Genomic DNA, 17,040 nt, shown 5'->3' with positions numbered 1-17,040 from the left:
GTCCCCCCGCCGCGGTCGGCGGGGGGCCACCGCCGTCGGTCCGGCGGTCCGTCACGGGGCCGCCGGCGCCCGGCCCGCACAGTCGTAGAGCCGGCTCGGTGCCGCTCCCCCGGGCCCGGCCGCCGCGTCGGCCGTGGGCGCGCCCACGCCGTACTCGGCCGGATCGACCGGCGCGCAGTTCGCCGCCACCCACTCCAGGTTCGCGGTGGTCGCCGTCGACGGGCCCGGCTGGGTCGGCGGGACGGCCAGCACGTAGCGCAGCTCCCCCGCCCGCAATAGGGACAGGAAGTGCTCCCGGTCCGGGAACGGGACGCGCCCGGTGAACCCGCCCATGGGCAGGACCGAGGCGCCCGAGTCGGCGATGAGGTCCGCGGCCCGCACCGCGTCGGAGACCGCCAGCGCGTACCGGCGCCCGTCCGAGCGCTCGGCCGCGAACCGCAGCGCGGCCTGGTCCGCCGCGGCGGGCACCGTCGGGCCGAGCACCTGCCCGAGGTTCTCCGGCTTCAGGAACTCGGCGGCCGCCGCGGAGAGTTGTGCGCGCACCTCGTGCGGCGCGTCGACGAACTCCCAGTCGGCGAAGAGCGGACCGGCCTCCGGGCTGGTCGAGATCCCGGTGTACTCCCGGACCGCGGTCGAGACGGTCCAGGTGGCCGGGGCCGCCAGCGCCGCCGCCACCCCCAGCACCACCCCGGCGGCCGCGAGCCGCTCCCGCGACCGGCGCAGCAGCGGCCCGCCCGGGGCGGTGCCCGACAGGAGCGGGCCCCGGAACACGGCCAGGAGCAGGCCCAGGAGCAGCAGCACCGCGAGGACGGCCAGGGTGGTCACCAGGCCGGGAAGCCAGGGCCGGAAGCCGGGTGCCCGCCGGGTGAGGAGGACCGCCCAGGCGGCCGTGGCCGCGACCAGCACCGGCAGCGCCCAGGCCCGCCGGCCGCGCTCCCGGATCCCCTCCCGGAAGCCCTGCGCGCACCCGGCCAGGCCCACCCCGGCCAGCGCCGCCAGCGGCGGCCCGAGCACGACCGCGTAGGCGACGTGGTTGATCTGGGCGACGCTGAAGACCGTGGCGTAGGTGCCGAGCCAGCCGGCCCAGAGCAGCACCCCGGCGCGCGCGGCGTCGGTGCGGCCCGCGCGGCGGCGCCGGAGCAGCGTCCACACCACGGCCGCGGCCGCGGCCGGGAACAGCCACATGACCTGGGTGCCGAGCAGGCCGAAGACCGCGTCGAACAGGCCGCTGCGGTAGGGGTACGTCCCGGCGGACTGCGTCTGTGCGTTGAACCGGTCGAGCCCGTTGTAGTCGAACACCATGCTGAACGGGTCGTTGTCGGAGGTCGCGTCGACGTACGGGCGGTCCTCGGCCGGAACCGCCCACACCACCGCTATCCAGGCGCAGGAGGCCGCGGCCGTGACGACGCCGGCGAGGGCGAGGTCGCGCAGCCGGCGGGCCAGGGCGGTCGGTGCGGCGAGCAGGTGGACGGCGGCCAGCGCCGGCAGCACGCCCCACGCCTCCAGCATCTTGGCGTGCACCGCCAGCCCGACCCAGACGCCGGCCATCAGCAGAGGCCCCTGCCGCCCGCCGTCCACCGCCCGCAGGGTCGCGTCGGCGGCCAGCACCAGCAGGAGCGTCAGCAGGGTGTCCGGCCAGGCGAAGTGGGCGAGTGCCGCGGCCACCGGCGTGCAGGCCATCGCGGCCGCGGCGAGCAGGGCGGCGGGCGGGCCGGCGTGCCGGCGCACGGCCCGGTGCAGCACCAGCACGGTGAGCACGGCGAAGACTGCCTGCGGCAGGAAGACCGCCCAGGGGTGGAACCCGAACAGCCGCACCGACAGCGCCTGCGGCCAGAGCGCCCCGGGGACCTTGTCGACGGTCAGGGAGGAGGCCGGGTCCAGCGCGCCGAAGAGGAAGGCCTTCCAGGAGTGCGCCATGCTGCGCACCGCGGCTGGCGCGTACGGCGAGAGGGCCCGGCCGTCGAGGTCCCAGCAGGCCACCAGCGCGCAGGCCGCGGCGATCACCGCCAGGACCGGCCGCTCGTAGGGTGGACGCGCGGTCCGGGGCCGCACCGGACCGGGCGCGGCGGTGCTGCCGTCCGCACCGGGTCGCTCCGGTCGATTCTGCGTGATGGACATGCCAGCAGGATCGGCGACCCGAGTCGGATCGCCAACGATCCATCAAAAAGTTCGAACCATGGTTCGCACTCAGACAGTGGCCGGGTCCAGCGTCACCGGGCGCTGGAACGCGCGGTCGCAGTAGACCAGCGGGGCATCGGCGCCCACCGCGGCCGCCTCGACCCGGCCGATCAGGATGGAGTGGTCGCCGCCGTCGAGGACCTGGTGCATGGAGCAGGCCACCCGGACCGCCGCCTCCGGGATGCCGGGCAGCCCCAGCTCCAGCGGCAGGGTGTCGCCGGCCTCGAAGCGGTCCACGCCGGAGCGCGCGAACCGCAGGGCGATCCCGGACTGCTCCTGGGCGAGGACGTTGACCATGAAGGAGTCGGCGGTCACGAACGCCCGGTGCGTGCTGGCGGACTTGCCCAGGCAGACCAGCACCAGCGGCGGCGTCATCGACAGGGAGCTGAACGAGCTGGCGGTGAACCCCCAGCGGCGGCCGGCCCGGTCGACCGTGGTGGCCACCGCCACCGGGCCGGGCACCCGCGCCATCGTCCGGGTGAACTCCTCGGGTGCAAGGGACATCTGTGCCTCCGGTCTCGAAAAGGGGGCGGCGGTGGGCGGGTCCCACCGCCGCCGAACGGCGTACCGGCCGGGCCGGTCAGCCTGGGGCTACCACTCGCCCTCCAACAGCTCGATCTCCGCCTGCTCCAGGCCCGCGAGCGGCAGGTCGGACGCGGTGTGGCCGCCCGCGCCCGGGCCCGCCCCATGGGCGACCAGCGCCTCCAGGGCCCGCAGCCAGCCCGCGCCCAGCTCCCGCACGTCGGGCTCCGGGAGCGCGTCGGGCGCGAAGGTCAGCGTGGCGCGCAGCTCCGGTCCGCCCGCCCGGTCGACCGCGACGACGTCGAGCTCCAGGTCGTGGGCCGGGTCGGGCGCGGCCGCCCCGAGGTCCAGGTCCAGCGCCTCGGGCGCCACGTCCCAGAAGCCCGCGGGGTCGGAGCCCAGCGCGATCCGGCCAAGGTAGTTGAAGCCGATCCGCGGGACCGCCGGGCCGACCGGCTCCGCGCCGGGCCGGCTGCCGAGGTGGCGCAGCAGGCCGTAGCCGATGCCGGTGCCGGGCACCGCCCGCAACTGCTCCTTGACCCGCTTGACCACGCGCCCCACAGCGGGGCCGCCGGACCACACCTCGGCCCACGGGAGCGGCCCGAGGTCGAGCCGCACCGGGTGGAGACTGGTGAACCACCCCACCGTGCGGGAGAGATCGGCGCCGCCGACGCCCTCGTCGCGTCCGTGGCCCTCGACCGCCACCAGCAGCGAGGTCGCCGAGCCGCCCAGCCGGCGGCGCCGGTCGACGACCGCCAGCCCGAGCGCGGCCAGCAGGACGTCCTCCACTCCGCAGTGGAACTCCGCGGGCAGACGGGTCAGCAGTGCCTCGGCGGTGCCGACCGGCACGGTCAGCGCGACCCGTCCGGCCGGGGCCACGGCGGCGCCGGCGCGGTCCGGTGCCGTGCCCAGCGGGGCGTCCGCCGCGCCCAGCGGGGCGTCTGGGGTGCTCAGCACCTCGGCCCAGAAGCCGAGTTCGGCCTGCCGGTGGTCGGTGGCGGCCTCGGCGGCCAGCAGCTCGCTCCACCGCCGCACCGAGGTGCCCACGGCCGGCAGCGCCGCGTCCCGGCCGTCGGCGGCCGCGGCCCAGAGCTCGGCGAGGTCTTGTGCCAGGATCCGCCAGGAGACGCCGTCGACCACCAGGTGGTGGGCGACCAGCAGCAGCCGACCGGGGCGGTCGGGGCCGGCGTCGAACCAGACCGCGCGCAGCATCTCCCCGTCCCGCGGCGCCAACCGGGCGACCGCGCCGGCGAGGTGGTCCGCCACCAGCGGTGCGAGCTCGGCCGCGGCGGCGGTGTCGACCCGGTCGAGCCGGTCCGCCGCGCCCACCGTCCCGGCCGGCGGCACGCTCAGCCGCCACCCGCCGTGCTCGTCCTCGATCAGCCGTGCGCGGAGCATGTCGTGCCGCTCGTGCACCGCCTGCAGCAGCGCGGTGAGCGTCGGCAGGTCCAGGCCTGCGGGGGTGCGGAGCAGCATCGGCTGGCTGTAGCCGTCGATCCCGCCGCCCCGCTCGCGCAGCCGGTGCATGATCGGCGTCGGCGCGAACTCGCCCACCGCGACGTCGGGTTCGGCCGCCGCTGCGCCGTCGATCAGCGTCGCGGTACTGGCCAGACCGGCCACCGTCCGGTGCTCGAAGACGTCCTTGACCGCGACCGCCACGCCCGCCGCGCGGGCCCGGGCGACCAACTGGATCGAGACGATGCTATCCCCGCCCAGCTCGAAGAAGCTGTCGTCGATGCCCACCGACGGCAGGCCGAGCACCTCGGCGAAGGCCGTGCAGAGCACCTCCTCGACCGGGGTCCGCGGGGCCCGCGACCCCTCGGCGGCGCTGAACCCGGGGGCGGGCAGCGCCTTCCGGTCGAGCTTGCCGTTCGGGGTGAGCGGCAGCGCGTCCAGCGGAACGAAGGCGGCCGGCACCATGTACTCGGGCAACGACGCCAGCAGGTGTGCCCTCAGCTCCTCCGGCCCGGGGGCCGGCCGGCCGGCACGCGGCACCAGGTAGGCGACCAGGCGTACGGCGCCCTGCTCGGTGCGGCGGTCGACCACCACGGCCTGGCCCACGTCCCCGTGCGCGGCGAGCACCGCCTCGATCTCGCCGAGCTCGATCCGGAAGCCGCGGACCTTCACCTGGTGGTCCACCCGGCCGGAGAACTCCAGCCGGCCGTCGGCCGACCAGCGCACCACGTCGCCGGTGCGGTACATCCGGTCGCCGGCCGGGCCGAACGGGCACGCCACGAAGCGCTCCGCGGTGAGCGCCGGCCTGCGGTGGTAGCCGCGCACGACGCCGGCACCCGCGAGGTAGAGCTCGCCGGAGACCCCGGGCGGCACCGGGCGCAGACCCTCGTCGAGGACGTACACCCGGGTGTTGGCGATCGGGCCGCCGATCGACGGCGCCCCCGCCCCGTCCGCCGCGCCGAGCTCGGCGGCGGTCGACCAGATCGTGGTCTCGGTCGGCCCGTACAGGTTGGTCACCGGGCCGGCCAGCTCGCGCAGGCGGGCGGCCAGGGCCGCCGGCAGCGCCTCGCCGCCGACCAGGACCCGCAGCCCGCGCAGGCCCTCTGGCACCGCGGTCACCATGGCCTGCCAGAGCGACGGCGTCGCCTGGACGATCCCGGCGCCGGTGGAGGCGGCGGTGCGCAGCAGCGCGGCCGGGTCGCGGACGGTGTCGCGGTCGGCGATCACCACACCCGCGCCGCCGAGCAGCGGCAGGTACAGCTCCAGGGCGGCGATGTCGAAGGACACCGTGGTGACCGACAGCAGGCGGTCGCCGGCGCCGAGGGCGAAGCGGTCCGCCATGTCGGCCAGGAAGTTGGTCAGCCCGCCGTGCGGGACGACCACGCCCTTCGGCCGGCCGGTCGAGCCGGAGGTGTAGATGACGTACGCGGGGTGGTCCGGGGAGACCGCCACCCGGGGCGCGGGAGCGTCGGGGGCGGCCCGGTCGCCGTCCAGGGCCAGCAGCGGCACGTCCGTCCCGGTGAACAGGCCCGCCGTCGCGGCGGTGACCAGCGCCAGCGCCGGCCGGGCGTCGTCGACGATGTAGCCGATCCGGTCCCGCGGGTGGTCCGGGTCGAGCGGCAGGTACGCCGCTCCGCTCTTCAGGACCGCCAGCAGGGCGACCAGGAGCTCGGCCGAGCGCGGCAGCGCGACGGCCACCAGACGCTCCGGCCCCGCGCCGCGGGCGGCCAGCAGTGCAGCCAGCCGGTCGGCCCGGGCGTCGAGTTCGGCGTAGCTCAGCTCGACGCCCGCGGAGACCACGGCGGTCGCCTGCGGGGTGCGCGCGGCCTGTTCGGCGAAGAGCTCGTGCACCCGCCGGTCCGCCACCGGCCGGGCGGTGTCGTTCCATTCGGCCAGGACGCGTCCGCGCTCGGCCGGGGACAGCACCTCCAGCGCGCCGATCCGCAGCTCCGGGTCGTCGGCCACCGCCTCCAGCACCCGGACCAGCCGGCTCACCAGCACCTCGACGGTGCCGTCGTCGAAGAGGTCGGTGCTGTACTCGACCACCCCGAAGAGCGCGCCCGGCTCGCCGGGGCCGTCCGGGCGCTCGCCGAAGGCGAAGCTCAGGTCGACCTTGGCGACGCCGGTGTCCACCAGCTCGGGCCGGAGGGCGAGGCCGCCCAGGGCGGTCCCGGTGGCCGGCATGTTCTGGACCATCAGCATGACCTGGAACAGCGGGTGGCGGGCCAGCGAGCGCTCCGGGTCGACCGCGTCGACGATGCGCTCGAACGGCACGTCCTGGTGCGCGTAGGCGTCCAGGGTGGTCCGCCGCACCCGGTCCAGCAGTTCCGCGAAGGTCGGGTCGCCCGAGGTGTCGGTGCGCAGCACCAGGGTGTTGAGGAAGAGGCCGACCAGGTCCTCCAGGTCCGCGTCGGCGCGCCCGGCGATCGGGCTGCCGATCGGGATGTCCTCGCCCGCGCCGAGCCGGGTCAGCAGCACGGCCAGGGCGGACTGCAGCACCATGAACAGGGTGACCCCGCGCGAGCGGGCCAGCGCGGCCAGCCGCCGGTGCAGTTCGGGGCTCAGCGAGCACTCCGCGGTGCGCCCGCGGTAGCTCGCCGCGGCCGGCCGGGTGCGGTCGGTGGGCAGCGACAGCTCGTCGGGCAGGCCGGCCAGGGCGTCCCGCCAGTAGGCGAGCTGGCGGGCGATGCCGCTCTCCGGGTCGGACTCGTCGCCCAGGTGCGCGCGCTGCCAGAGCGTGTAGTCCGCGTACTGGACGGGCAACGGCGCCCAGTCGGGCGCGGCGCCGGCGCGGCGCGCCGTGTAGGCGGCCGACAGGTCGCGCACCAGCGGCGCCTCGGACCAGCCGTCGGTGGCGATGTGGTGCACCACCAGGGCGAGGACGTGCTCGGTCCCGCCGAGCGCGAACAGGGTGGCCCGCAGCGGGAGCCGCCCGCCCAGGTCGAAGCCCTGAGTCGCGACGGCCCGCAGCCGGTCGGGCAGGTCCTCCTCGGTGGTGTCCACGACGGCCAGCGGCAGCCGTGCCTCGGCGGCGTCCAGCACCCGCTGCCGCGGCGTGCCGCCGGTCTCGGGGAAGACCGTGCGCAGGCTCTCGTGGCGCTCGATCAGGTCCCCGAGCGCGAGCTCCAGCGCGGCCCGGTCGAGCTCGCCGGAGAGCCGCAGCACCACCGGCACGTTGTAGGTCGCGCTCAGCCCCTCCAGCCGGTTGAGGAACCAGAGGCGGCGCTGGGCGTAGGAGAGCGGGAGGGGGTCGGGCCGTTCCTGGACGGCGAGCGGCTGCCGGGCGGCCGCCGCGCCGTCCAGGGCGCGGGCGAGCGCGGCCACCGTGGGCGCCTCGAACAGGGTGCGGACGGAGAGTTCGACGGAGAGCGCGGTGCGGATCCGGTTGACCAGCCGGGCGGCCATTAGCGAATGCCCGCCGAGGTCGAAGAAGCCGTCGTCCACCCCGACCCCGGGCACGCCCAGCACTTCGGCGAAGAGCCCGGCGAGCACCTCCTCGCGCGGGGTGCGGGGCGCCCGGGCCGCGGTGGCCGCGCCGCGCTCCGGCGCCGGCAGGGCCTTCTGGTCGAGCTTGCCGTTGGCGGTCAGCGGCAGGGCGTCCAGCAGGACCACGGTGCTCGGCACCATGTACTCGGGCAGGCTCCGCCGCAGGGCGGCGCGGACGTCCGCCGGGTCCGGCGCGGCGCCGGGCTCGGGCACGGCGTAGCCGACGAGCCGCTGGTCGCCCGGGGTGTCCTCGCGGACCAGGGCCGCACCCCGCGCGACGCCGGGCAGCGTACCGAGGGCCGCCGCGATCTCGCCGAGCTCGACGCGGAAGCCGCGCACCTGGACCTGGTCGTCGACCCGGCCGAGGTAGACCAGATGGCCGTCGGCCTGCCGGCGCAAAACGTCGCCGGTGCGGTACATCCGGCTCCCGGCGGGGCCGAACGGGTCGGCGACGAACCGCTCGGCGGTCAGGCCCGGCCGCTGCCAGTACCCGCGGGCCAGGCCGGCGCCGGCCAGGTAGAGCTCGCCCGGGACGCCCGGGGGGACCGGCCGCAGGGCGCCGTCGAGCACATGGGCACGGGTGCCGCGGATCGGCCGGCCGATCACCGGCCGGTCGGCGGCGCCGAGCGGTGCGGAGAGCGCGTCGACGGTGAACTCGGTGGGGCCGTAGAAGTTGTGGCTCGCGGTGGCCGGCGATCCGGCCAACCGCTCCCAGAGGTCCCGGCCGAGCGCCTCGCCGCCGAGCATAAGCACCGCCGGGGCGGTGTCGGTGCGGTCGAGCAGGCCGGCCTCGACCAGCTCGGCCGCATACGAGGGGGTGATGTCGAGGAAGTCGACGCGGTGCTCGGCCAGGTAGGCCACCAGGGCCTGCGGGTCGCGGCGCACGTCGTCGTCGACGATGTGCACCTCGTGGCCGGCCAGCGCCCAGAGCAGGCCCTCGACGGAGGTGTCGAAGGAGAGCGAGGCCGTCACTCCGGCGCGGAACCGGCGGCCGCCGGCCGCCGCGACCGCGGGCTCGAACAGGTCGCGCCGGTGCGCCGTGAAGAGGTTCACCAGGCTGCGGTGCTCGACGGTGACGCCCTTGGGCAGGCCGGTCGAACCGGAGGTGTAGATGGCGTAGGCGAGGTTGTCCGGGCGCACCGCGCCGTTCAGCTCGCCGGGCTCCGGGGTGTACCCGGGCAGGGCCGCGAGCGTGGCCCCGGTGGCCGGGTCGTCCAGGAGCAGCAGGGCGGTCCCCTCCGGCAGCGGCGGCAGCGCGGCGGCCAGCCGGCGGGTCGTCAGCACGGCCGCCGGGCGGGTGTCCTCGACGACGAACCGGATCCGCTCGGCGGGCAGGCCGGGGTCGATCGGCAGGTAGGCGCCGCCGGCCGCGGTGACCGCGAGCGGGGCGACCGCCATATCGAGGCTGCGCGGCAGCAGCAGGGCGGCGAAGCGCTCCGGGCCGACGCCGTGGCCGGCCAGCAGCCGGGCCAGCCGGTTCACCCGGGCTGCCAGCTCGGCGTAGCCGAGCCGTTCGGTGGCGGTGCTGACCGCGACGGCGTCGGGCGTCCGCTCGGCCCAGTGGGCGAGCTGATCGGCCAGGGTGGTCGGGCCCTCGATCGCCTCGGCGCCCTGCCACGGGCCGGCCAGACCGGCCCGCTCCTCGTCGGCCAGCAGGTCCGCCGCGGAGACCGGCAGCGCCGGGTTGGCCGCCACCGCCTCCAGGAGCCGGACGAACCGGGCGGCCAGCGCCTCGGCGCCGGTGCGGTCGTAGAGGTCGGTGTTGAAGGACAGCGTGCCGGTGATCCCGGCCGGGGCGCCGGCGGCGTCGAAGGTCTCGCCGAGCGAGAAGTCCAGGTCGAACTTGGCGGCGCGGGCGTTGGCCGGGTGGAGCCTGGTCTGCAGCCCGGGGAAGCGCAGCGTCAGCTCGGGCATGTTCTCGAAGGTGAGCATGGTCTGGAAGAGCGGGTGCCGGGCCAGCGACCGGTGCGGACTGAGGGCCTCCACCAGCAGGTCGAAGGGCACCTCCTGGTTGGCGAAGGCGGCCAGGTCGGCCTCGCGCACCCGGTCGAGCAGCTGGCGGAAGGTCGGGTCCCCGGACACGTCGTTGCGCAGCACCAGCGTGTTGACGAAGAACCCGATGCTCTCCATCAGGGCCTCGTCGTTGCGCCCGGCGACGGCGGTGCCGAGCGGGATGTCGGTGCCCCCGCCGAGCCGGGACAGCAGCGCGGCGAGCCCGGCCTGGACCACCATGAACAGGCTGGCGCCACTGGTGCGGGCGACACCGGCGAGCGCCGCGTGCAGCTCGGGGCCGAGGGCCAGCGGGACGATGTCGCCGCGGTTGCTCAGCACCGCCGGCCGCGGCCGGTCGGTGGGCAGGTCGAGCTGCTCGGGCAGGCCGGCCAGGGCCTGCCGCCAGTGGTCGAGCTGGTGGCCGAGCCGGCTCTCCGGGTCGGTCTCGCTCCCGAGCGACCGCGCCTGCCACAGGGTGTAATCGGCGTACTGGACGGTCGGCGGCTCCCGGTCGGGCGCGCCGCCGGCCCTCCGCTCGGCGTAGGCCGCGGCGAGGTCGGAGACCAGCGGGGTCATCGACCAGCCGTCGGAGACGATGTGGTGCACGAGGACCAGGAAGACGTGCTCGGTCGGGCTGATCACCAGCAGGTCGGCCCGGATCGGCAGGTCGCGGGCGAGGTCGAAGCCCTGCCGGGCGGCCCGGGTCAGCGCCTCGTCCAGCTCCTCCTCGGCGATCTCGGTGACCCCGATCGTTGCCCGGGCCTCGGCGGCGGGCACCACGTGCTGGCGGGGCACGCCGTCCTCGGCGGGGAAGACCGTGCGCAGGCTCTCGTGCCGGGCGATGACGTCGTGCAGGGCCGCGTACAGGGCCTCGCGGTCGAGCTGCCCGGTGAAGCGCAGCGAGACGCCGAGGTTGTAGGTGGGGCTCGGGCCCTCCATCTGGTTGAGGAACCAGAGGCCGCGCTGCGGGAAGGCCAGCGGCACCGCGGCGGGCCGCTCCACCGGCGCGAGCGGCGTCCGGGTCGCCCCGGCGGCGCCGGCGATCAGCCCGGCGAGCTCGGCGACGGTGGAGGCGTTGAACAGGTCGCGGACCGCCACCTCGACGCCGAGGACGGCCTGGATGCGCAGCACCAGGCGGGTGGCGAGCAGCGAGTGCCCGCCGAGGTCGAAGAAGCCGTCGTCGATCGAGACCGAGGAGGTCTCCAGGATCTCGGCGAACAGGCCGCAGAGCACCTGCTCCTCGGGGGTGCGCGGGGCACGGCCGCCGGAGCCCCCGCCCGGCGTCCCGGGCTCGGGCAGCGCCCTGCGGTCGAGCTTGCCGTTCGGGGTGAGCGGCAGCGCCTCCAGGGCCACCACGGCGGCGGGCACCATGTAGTCGGGCAGCGTCCGGGCGAGGCCGGCCTGCAGGGCGTCGAGGTCGAGCTGGTGCCCGGCCGCGGGCACGGCGTAGGCGACCAGCCGCTTGTCGCCGGGCCGGTCCTCGCGGACCACCACGGCCGCCGAGCCGACGCCCGGGTGGCGGGCGACGGCCGCCTCCACCTCGGCCGGCTCGATCCGGAAGCCGCGGATCTTCACCTGGTCGTCGGCCCGGCCGGCGAACTCCAGCCGGCCGTCGCCGTTCCAGCGGGCGAGGTCGCCCACCCGGTACATCCGGCTGCCCGCGGGGCCGAAGGGGTCGGCGAGAAAACGCTCGGCGGTGAGTCCCGGCGCCTGCCAGTAGCCGCGCGCCAGGCCCTCGCCGGCAAGGTACAGCTCGCCGACCACGCCCGGCGGGACGCGGCGCAGGCCGGCGTCCAGCACGTAGGCGCGCATGTTGTCCAGCGGACGCCCGATCGGCACCGCGTCGGGCACGGCGCCCGGGTCGGTGACGCGGTGGTGGGTCGCGAAGGAGGTGGTCTCGGTGGGGCCGTAGGTGTCCTTGAAGACCAGGCCGGGGAAGCGCTCCAGCAGTTCGCGCACGGCGGTGCCCGGGACGACGTCGCCGCCGGCCAGCAGCTCGCGCACGCCGGCGAGGCAGTCGAGGTCGTTCTCGGCGACCACGCGGAACAGCCCGGCGGTCAGGTGCAGGCCGGTGATGCCGTGCTCGGCGACGGCGCGCCGCAGGGTGGCGACGTCCATGTCGTGCGCCGGGGCGACGACCACCATGCCGCCGCTCAGCAGCGGGACCCAGATCTCGTAGTTGGCGGCGTCGAAGGCGTGCGGCGCGTGCCAGAGGACCCGGCGGTGCGCATCGGCGGCGAAGCAGCCGTCGAGCGCGAAGGCCAGCAGGTCGCGGTGGGTGACGGCGACGCCCTTGGGCCGGCCGGTGGAGCCGGAGGTGAACATCACGTACGCGAGCTGCTCGGGGTGGCCCGCGACGGCGGGCGCGGTCGCCGGGAAGGCGTCCAGGCCCTCGTCGGCCAGGAGCTCCACCGCGCCGTGGGTGAACTCCCGGGCGGGCTGGGCCCGGTCGAGCAGCAACACCGAGGCCTCGGTCTGCTCGACGACCAGCTGCCAGCGGGTCTGCGGGGCACGGGCGTCGAGCGGCACGTAGCTGCCGCCCGCCTTGAGCACGGCGAGCAGCGAGACGACGAGGTCCACCGAGCGCTGCTGCAGGACGGCCACCCGGGACTCCGGGCCGACGCCGACGGCGAGCAGCCGGTGCGCCAGCCGGTTGGCCCGCTCGTCCAGCTCGCGGTAGGAGACCTCGGTGCCGTCGGCGGCCACCAGGGCGGTCGCCGTCGGGATCTCGGCTGCCCGGGCGGCGAAGAGCCCGCCGACGGTGCCGGTGAGCGCGGGGACGTCGCGGACGGCGCCCGCCCAGCCGACGTCCAGCCGCTCGGCCTCGGCCGGCCGGAGGAGGTCGATCCCGGCGATGCTCGCGGTCGGCCGCGCGGTGGCCTGTTCCAGGACCCGGACCAGCCGCCACACCATCAGCCGGACCGTTTCGGCGTCGTACAGGTCGGTGCTGTACAGCACCTGGCCGGCGATGCCGGCGGGGGCGCCGTCCGCGTCGAACCGCTCGCTGAAGTCGAACTGCAGGTCGAACTTGGCGATCGCCAGGTCGCCCGGGGCCACCGAGGCCTCGACGCCGGGCAGGTCGAGCGCGCGGTCGGGGTGGTCCTGCATGCTCAGCAGGATCTGGAACAGCGGGTGCCGGGCCAGCGAGCGGTCCGGGTTGAGCACCTCGACCAGCCGCTCGAACGGCACGTCCTGGTGGGCGTAGGCGGCGAGCGAGCTCTGCCGCACCCGCTCGACCAGCTCGGTGAAGGCCGGGCGGCCGGAGGTGTCGGTGCGCAGCACCAGGGTGTTGACGAAGAAGCCGACCAGGTCGTCCAGCGCCTCGTCGGTGCGGCCGGCGATCGGGCTGCCGACCGGGATGTCGTCCCCGGCGCCGAGCGCGGACAGCAGGGTGGCGAGGGCGGCCTGGAGGACCATGAAGACGCTCGCGCCGCCGGAGCGCGCGACGGCGACGACGGCCCGGTGCAGCTCGGCGTCGAAGTCGCAGGCCAGCACCGCGCCGCGGTGTCCCGCCACGGCCGGCCGGGGGCGGTCGGCGGGCAGCTCCAGCTCCTCCGGCAGTCCGGCCAGGGCCTGCTTCCAGTAGGCGAGTTGCTGCTCCAGCGGGCTGCGGTCGTGCGACTCGTCGCCGAGCAGCGCGCGCTGCCAGAGGGTGTAGTCGGCGTACTGGACCGGCAGCGGCGCCCAGTCGGGCGCGGCGCCGCCGTGGCGGGCGGTGTAGGCGGTGGCGAGGTCCCGCACGAGCGGGGCCAGGGACCAGCCGTCGCCGGCGATGTGGTGGACCACCACGGAGAGCGCGTACTCGCCCTCGCCGGTACTGAACAGCTCGGCACGCAGCGGGAGTTCGGATTCGAGCGCGAAGGTGTGCGCGGCCGCGGCGGCGAGCGCGGCCGGCAGCCGGCCGGCGTCGGTGCGGGTCACCGTGAGCAGTGGGGGCAGTTCGTCGGCGGTGAGGACGCGCTGGCGCGGGACGCCGGCGGCGGCCGGGAACACCGTGCGCAGGCTCTCGTGGCGCAGCAGTACGTCGCGCAGGGCGGCGTGCAGGGCCGCGGTGTCGAGCTCCCCGGTCAGCCGCAGCACGAACGGGATGTTGTAGGTCGGGCTCGGGCCGTCGAGGCGGTCGAGGAACCAGAGCCGCTGCTGGGCGAAGGAGAGCGGCATCGGGTCGGGCCGCGGGCCGGGGACGAGCGCGGTGCGGGCCGCCGCGGCGGTGTCCAGCAGCGTGGCGAGCGCGGCCACGGTGGGCCGCTCGAACACGTCGCGGACGGCCAGCTCGACGCCGAGCACGGCGCGGGCCCGGCCGGCCAGCCGGGTGGCGGACAGCGAGTGCCCGCCGAGGGTGAAGAAGTTGTCGTCCGCGCCGACCGACGGGGTGTCCAGGACCTCGGCGAACAGGGCGGCGAGCACCTGCTCGTTGGGGGTCCGGGCGGCGCGCCCACCGGTGGCCGCGGCCGCCTCGGGCTCCGGCAGGGCCCGCTCGTCGAGCTTGCCGCTGGGCGTCAGCGGCAGTGTCTCCAGGGCGACGAAGACGGCGGGGAGCATGTAGTCCGGCAGGGTCTCGCCGAGCTTCTTGCGCAGCAGCGCCGGGTCGGGGGCGTCGGCGGCGTCCTGCGGCACGACGTAGGCGACCAGCCGCTTCTCGCCCTGCCGGTCGTCGCGGGCCACCACCGCGCAGTTGGCGACACCGGGGCAGGCGACGAGCGCGGCGGCGATCTCGCCGGTCTCGATCCGGAAGCCGCGGATCTTCACCTGGTGGTCGGCCCGGGTGAGGTACTCCAGCCGGCCCTCCGGGGTCCAGCGTGCGAGGTCGCCGGTGCGGTACATCCGGGTGCCGTCGCCCGCGAACGGGTCGGCGACGAAGCGGGTGGAGGTGAGCTCGGGGCGCCTGAGGTAGCCCTGGGCAACGCCGCCGCCGGCCACGTACAGCTCGCCGCCGACGCCCGGCGGCACCGGGCGCAGCGCGCCGTCCAGGAGGTAGGTCCGCAGGTCGGGGATGGCCCGGCCGATCAGGCTGCCGGTGCCCGCGGCGGCGAGCTCGCGGTCGAGCGGCAGGTGGCTGACGTGGACGGTGGTCTCGGTGATGCCGTACATGTTGACGAGCAGCGGGGAGCCGTCGGGGTGGCGGTCGTACCAGGCGGCGAGCCGGCCCAGGTCCAGCGCCTCGCCGCCGAAGACGACGTGGCGCAGCGCCAGCCGGTCGCCGGTCTCCGGATCGGCCCGGTCGGCGTGCACCAGCTGGTAGAAGGCCGAGGGCGTCTGGTTGAGGACGGTGACCCGCTCGTCGGCCAGCAGCCGCAGGAAGGCCTCCGGGGAGCGCGAGACGTCGTGCGGGACGACGACCAGCCGGCCGCCGTGCAGCAGCGGCCCCCAGAGCTCCCAGACGGAGAAGTCGAAGGCGTAGGAGTGGAAGAGCGTCCACACGTCGTCGGGGCCGAAGCCGAACCAGTGGTCGGTCGCGGAGAACAGCCGCACCACGTTGCGGTGCGAGACCACGACGCCCTTGGGGCGCCCGGTGGAGCCCGAGGTGTAGATGACGTAGGCGGGTGCGTCCGGGACGAGCGGGCCGAGCCGGTCGGTGTCGGCGAGGTCGGTGCCGGGCCGGGCCCGGAGGTCGGCGGCGGTCTCCGCGTCTCCGAGGGCGATCCGCCGCACGCCTTCCGGCAGCACCACTCCCCCGCCGGTGTGCGTGACGGCCACCGAGAGCTCGACGTCCGCCACGGTGTAGGCGATCCGGTCCGCCGGGTAGGTGGGGTCGATGGGCACGTAGGCGGCACCGGTCTTCACCACCGCGAGCAGGGCGACGACCAGGTCGACCGAGCGGGGCAGCACCAACCCGACGAACCGCCCCGGGCCGGCGCCGTGCGCGACGAGCAGCCGGGCCAGGGCGTTGGCCCGGGCGTTCAGCTCCCGGTAGGTCAGCGCCTCGGCGCCGAGGGTGACGGCGGTCGCGTCCGGGCAGGCCCGGACGCGCGCCTCGAACCGCTCGGGCAGGGTGGCGGCGCCACCGGGAGCGGCGGAGCCGTTCCACTCCGTCAGCACCTGCCGCAGTTCCCGGTCGGTGGCGGTGTCGAGGCGCCCGACGATCTGCTCCGGGCCGCCCGCGGCGAGGGCGCCGACCAGCGCGACCAGCCGCTCGCAGTGCCGCTCGACGTCCTCGGCGGTGTAGAGGTCGGGGTTGGCGTTGAGTTCGAGGCGCAGGGCGCCGCCGCCGGCGCGGGCGTCGACGACGACGGTGAGGTCGTCGTCCTGGCCGATGGTCAGGTTCCGCACGGTACCCGGGGCGCCGGCGAAGTCCAGGTTGTACTCGAACATGACGAGGTTGACGCGCGGGCCGACCAGGCGCCGGCCGTCGACCAGCGCACCGGCGTCGCGGCGCATCGCCTCGTACCGGTAGCGCTGGTGGCGGACCACGGCGCGCATCCGCCGGGAGACGTCCCGGAGCAGCTCACCGACGGTGGCCCCGGGGTGGACGGAGAGCCGCAGCGGCACGACGTTCGACACCATGCCGGGCACCCCGCCGGCCGGCCCGGTGGGGCGGGCCGCGACCGGGAGGGCCAGCACCACGTCGGTGCGGCCGGTGGCCCGGTGGACGTAGAGGGCCTGCGCGGCGGCGAACACGGCCGGCCAGGCCAGACCGGTCTCGCGGGCCAGGGAGCGGACCGACTCGACGGTCCCGGCGCCGAGTTCGGCGACGGCCCGCAGCAGCGGGCGGTCCGGGTAGCCGGCGGGCTGCTCGGCGAGACCGGACACCTCGGTGCGGTCGGCCAGCTGCTCGGCCCAGAAGCGGCGGTCCGCCGCGAAGGCGTCCGAGTCCTGGTAGGCGGCGTCGGCCTCGACGAGGTCACCCAGGCTGCCGGCGGCGGCCGGCGGGCACGGCTGCCCGGCCGCGGCGGCGGAGTAGACGGCGGCCACCCGGCGCGCGACCACGGCGATGCTCAGGCCGTCCAGCACGATGTGGTGGTGCCGCTGGTACCAGACGTGCCGGTGCTCGGCGAGCCGGAACAGTGCGAAGGTGAACAGCGGCCCGGAGCCGAGGTCGACCGGCCGCTCGTGGTCGGCCGCCACCCAGCGCAGCAGCGCGGCCTCCGGGTCGTCCTCGGCGGAGAGGTCGACCACCGGGAAGGTCCAGGCGGGTGCGGGGCCGACCACCTGGTACGGGCCCTCGGCGTCCTCGCCGAAGTGCGCCCGCAGGGCCTCGGTCTCGTCGACCACCTGCCGGACGGCCGCCTCCAACAGCTCCGCGTCGACCGGGCCGTCGATGTCCACTCGCTCCGCCAGGCAGAACACCGGATTCGCCGGATCGTTCTGCGCCGCGTACCAGATCCCCCGCTGCCCTTCGGTCAAGCGGTAACGAACACCCTGCGGGTCAGACATTCACTCACTCCACATTCGATCGATCAACCCGGG

3 protein-coding genes are annotated in these 17,040 nt (G+C 76.2%); all 3 read right to left on the bottom strand.

What is annotated here, in order from left to right:
* Nucleotides 1-51 precede the first annotated feature (51 nt).
* The 3 genes from ACF9IK_RS29145 to ACF9IK_RS29135 all read right to left on the bottom strand — a co-directional run bounded on the left by ACF9IK_RS29145 (nucleotide 52) and on the right by ACF9IK_RS29135 (nucleotide 16,977).
* Complete coding sequence (locus ACF9IK_RS29145; protein WP_395297050.1) at nucleotides 52-2,118, bottom strand: ArnT family glycosyltransferase; 2,067 nt, start codon at nucleotides 2,116-2,118, stop codon at nucleotides 52-54.
* Nucleotides 2,119-2,187: 69 nt separating this feature from the next.
* Nucleotides 2,188-2,682: a flavin reductase family protein gene (locus ACF9IK_RS29140; protein ID WP_395297049.1), complete on the bottom strand. Its 495-nt coding sequence runs from the start codon at nucleotides 2,680-2,682 to the stop codon at nucleotides 2,188-2,190.
* 87 nt (nucleotides 2,683-2,769) lie between these two features.
* Nucleotides 2,770-16,977 carry an amino acid adenylation domain-containing protein gene (locus ACF9IK_RS29135; protein ID WP_395297048.1) on the bottom strand — a complete coding sequence of 4,736 codons (14,208 nt, stop codon included), beginning with the start codon at nucleotides 16,975-16,977 and terminating at the stop codon, nucleotides 2,770-2,772.
* Nucleotides 16,978-17,040 lie beyond the last annotated feature (63 nt).

Source organism: Kitasatospora hibisci (assembly GCF_043950205.1).
Taxonomy (GTDB): Bacteria; Actinomycetota; Actinomycetes; order Streptomycetales; family Streptomycetaceae; genus Kitasatospora; species Kitasatospora hibisci.
This window is presented reverse-complemented; position numbering and strand designations above follow the sequence as displayed.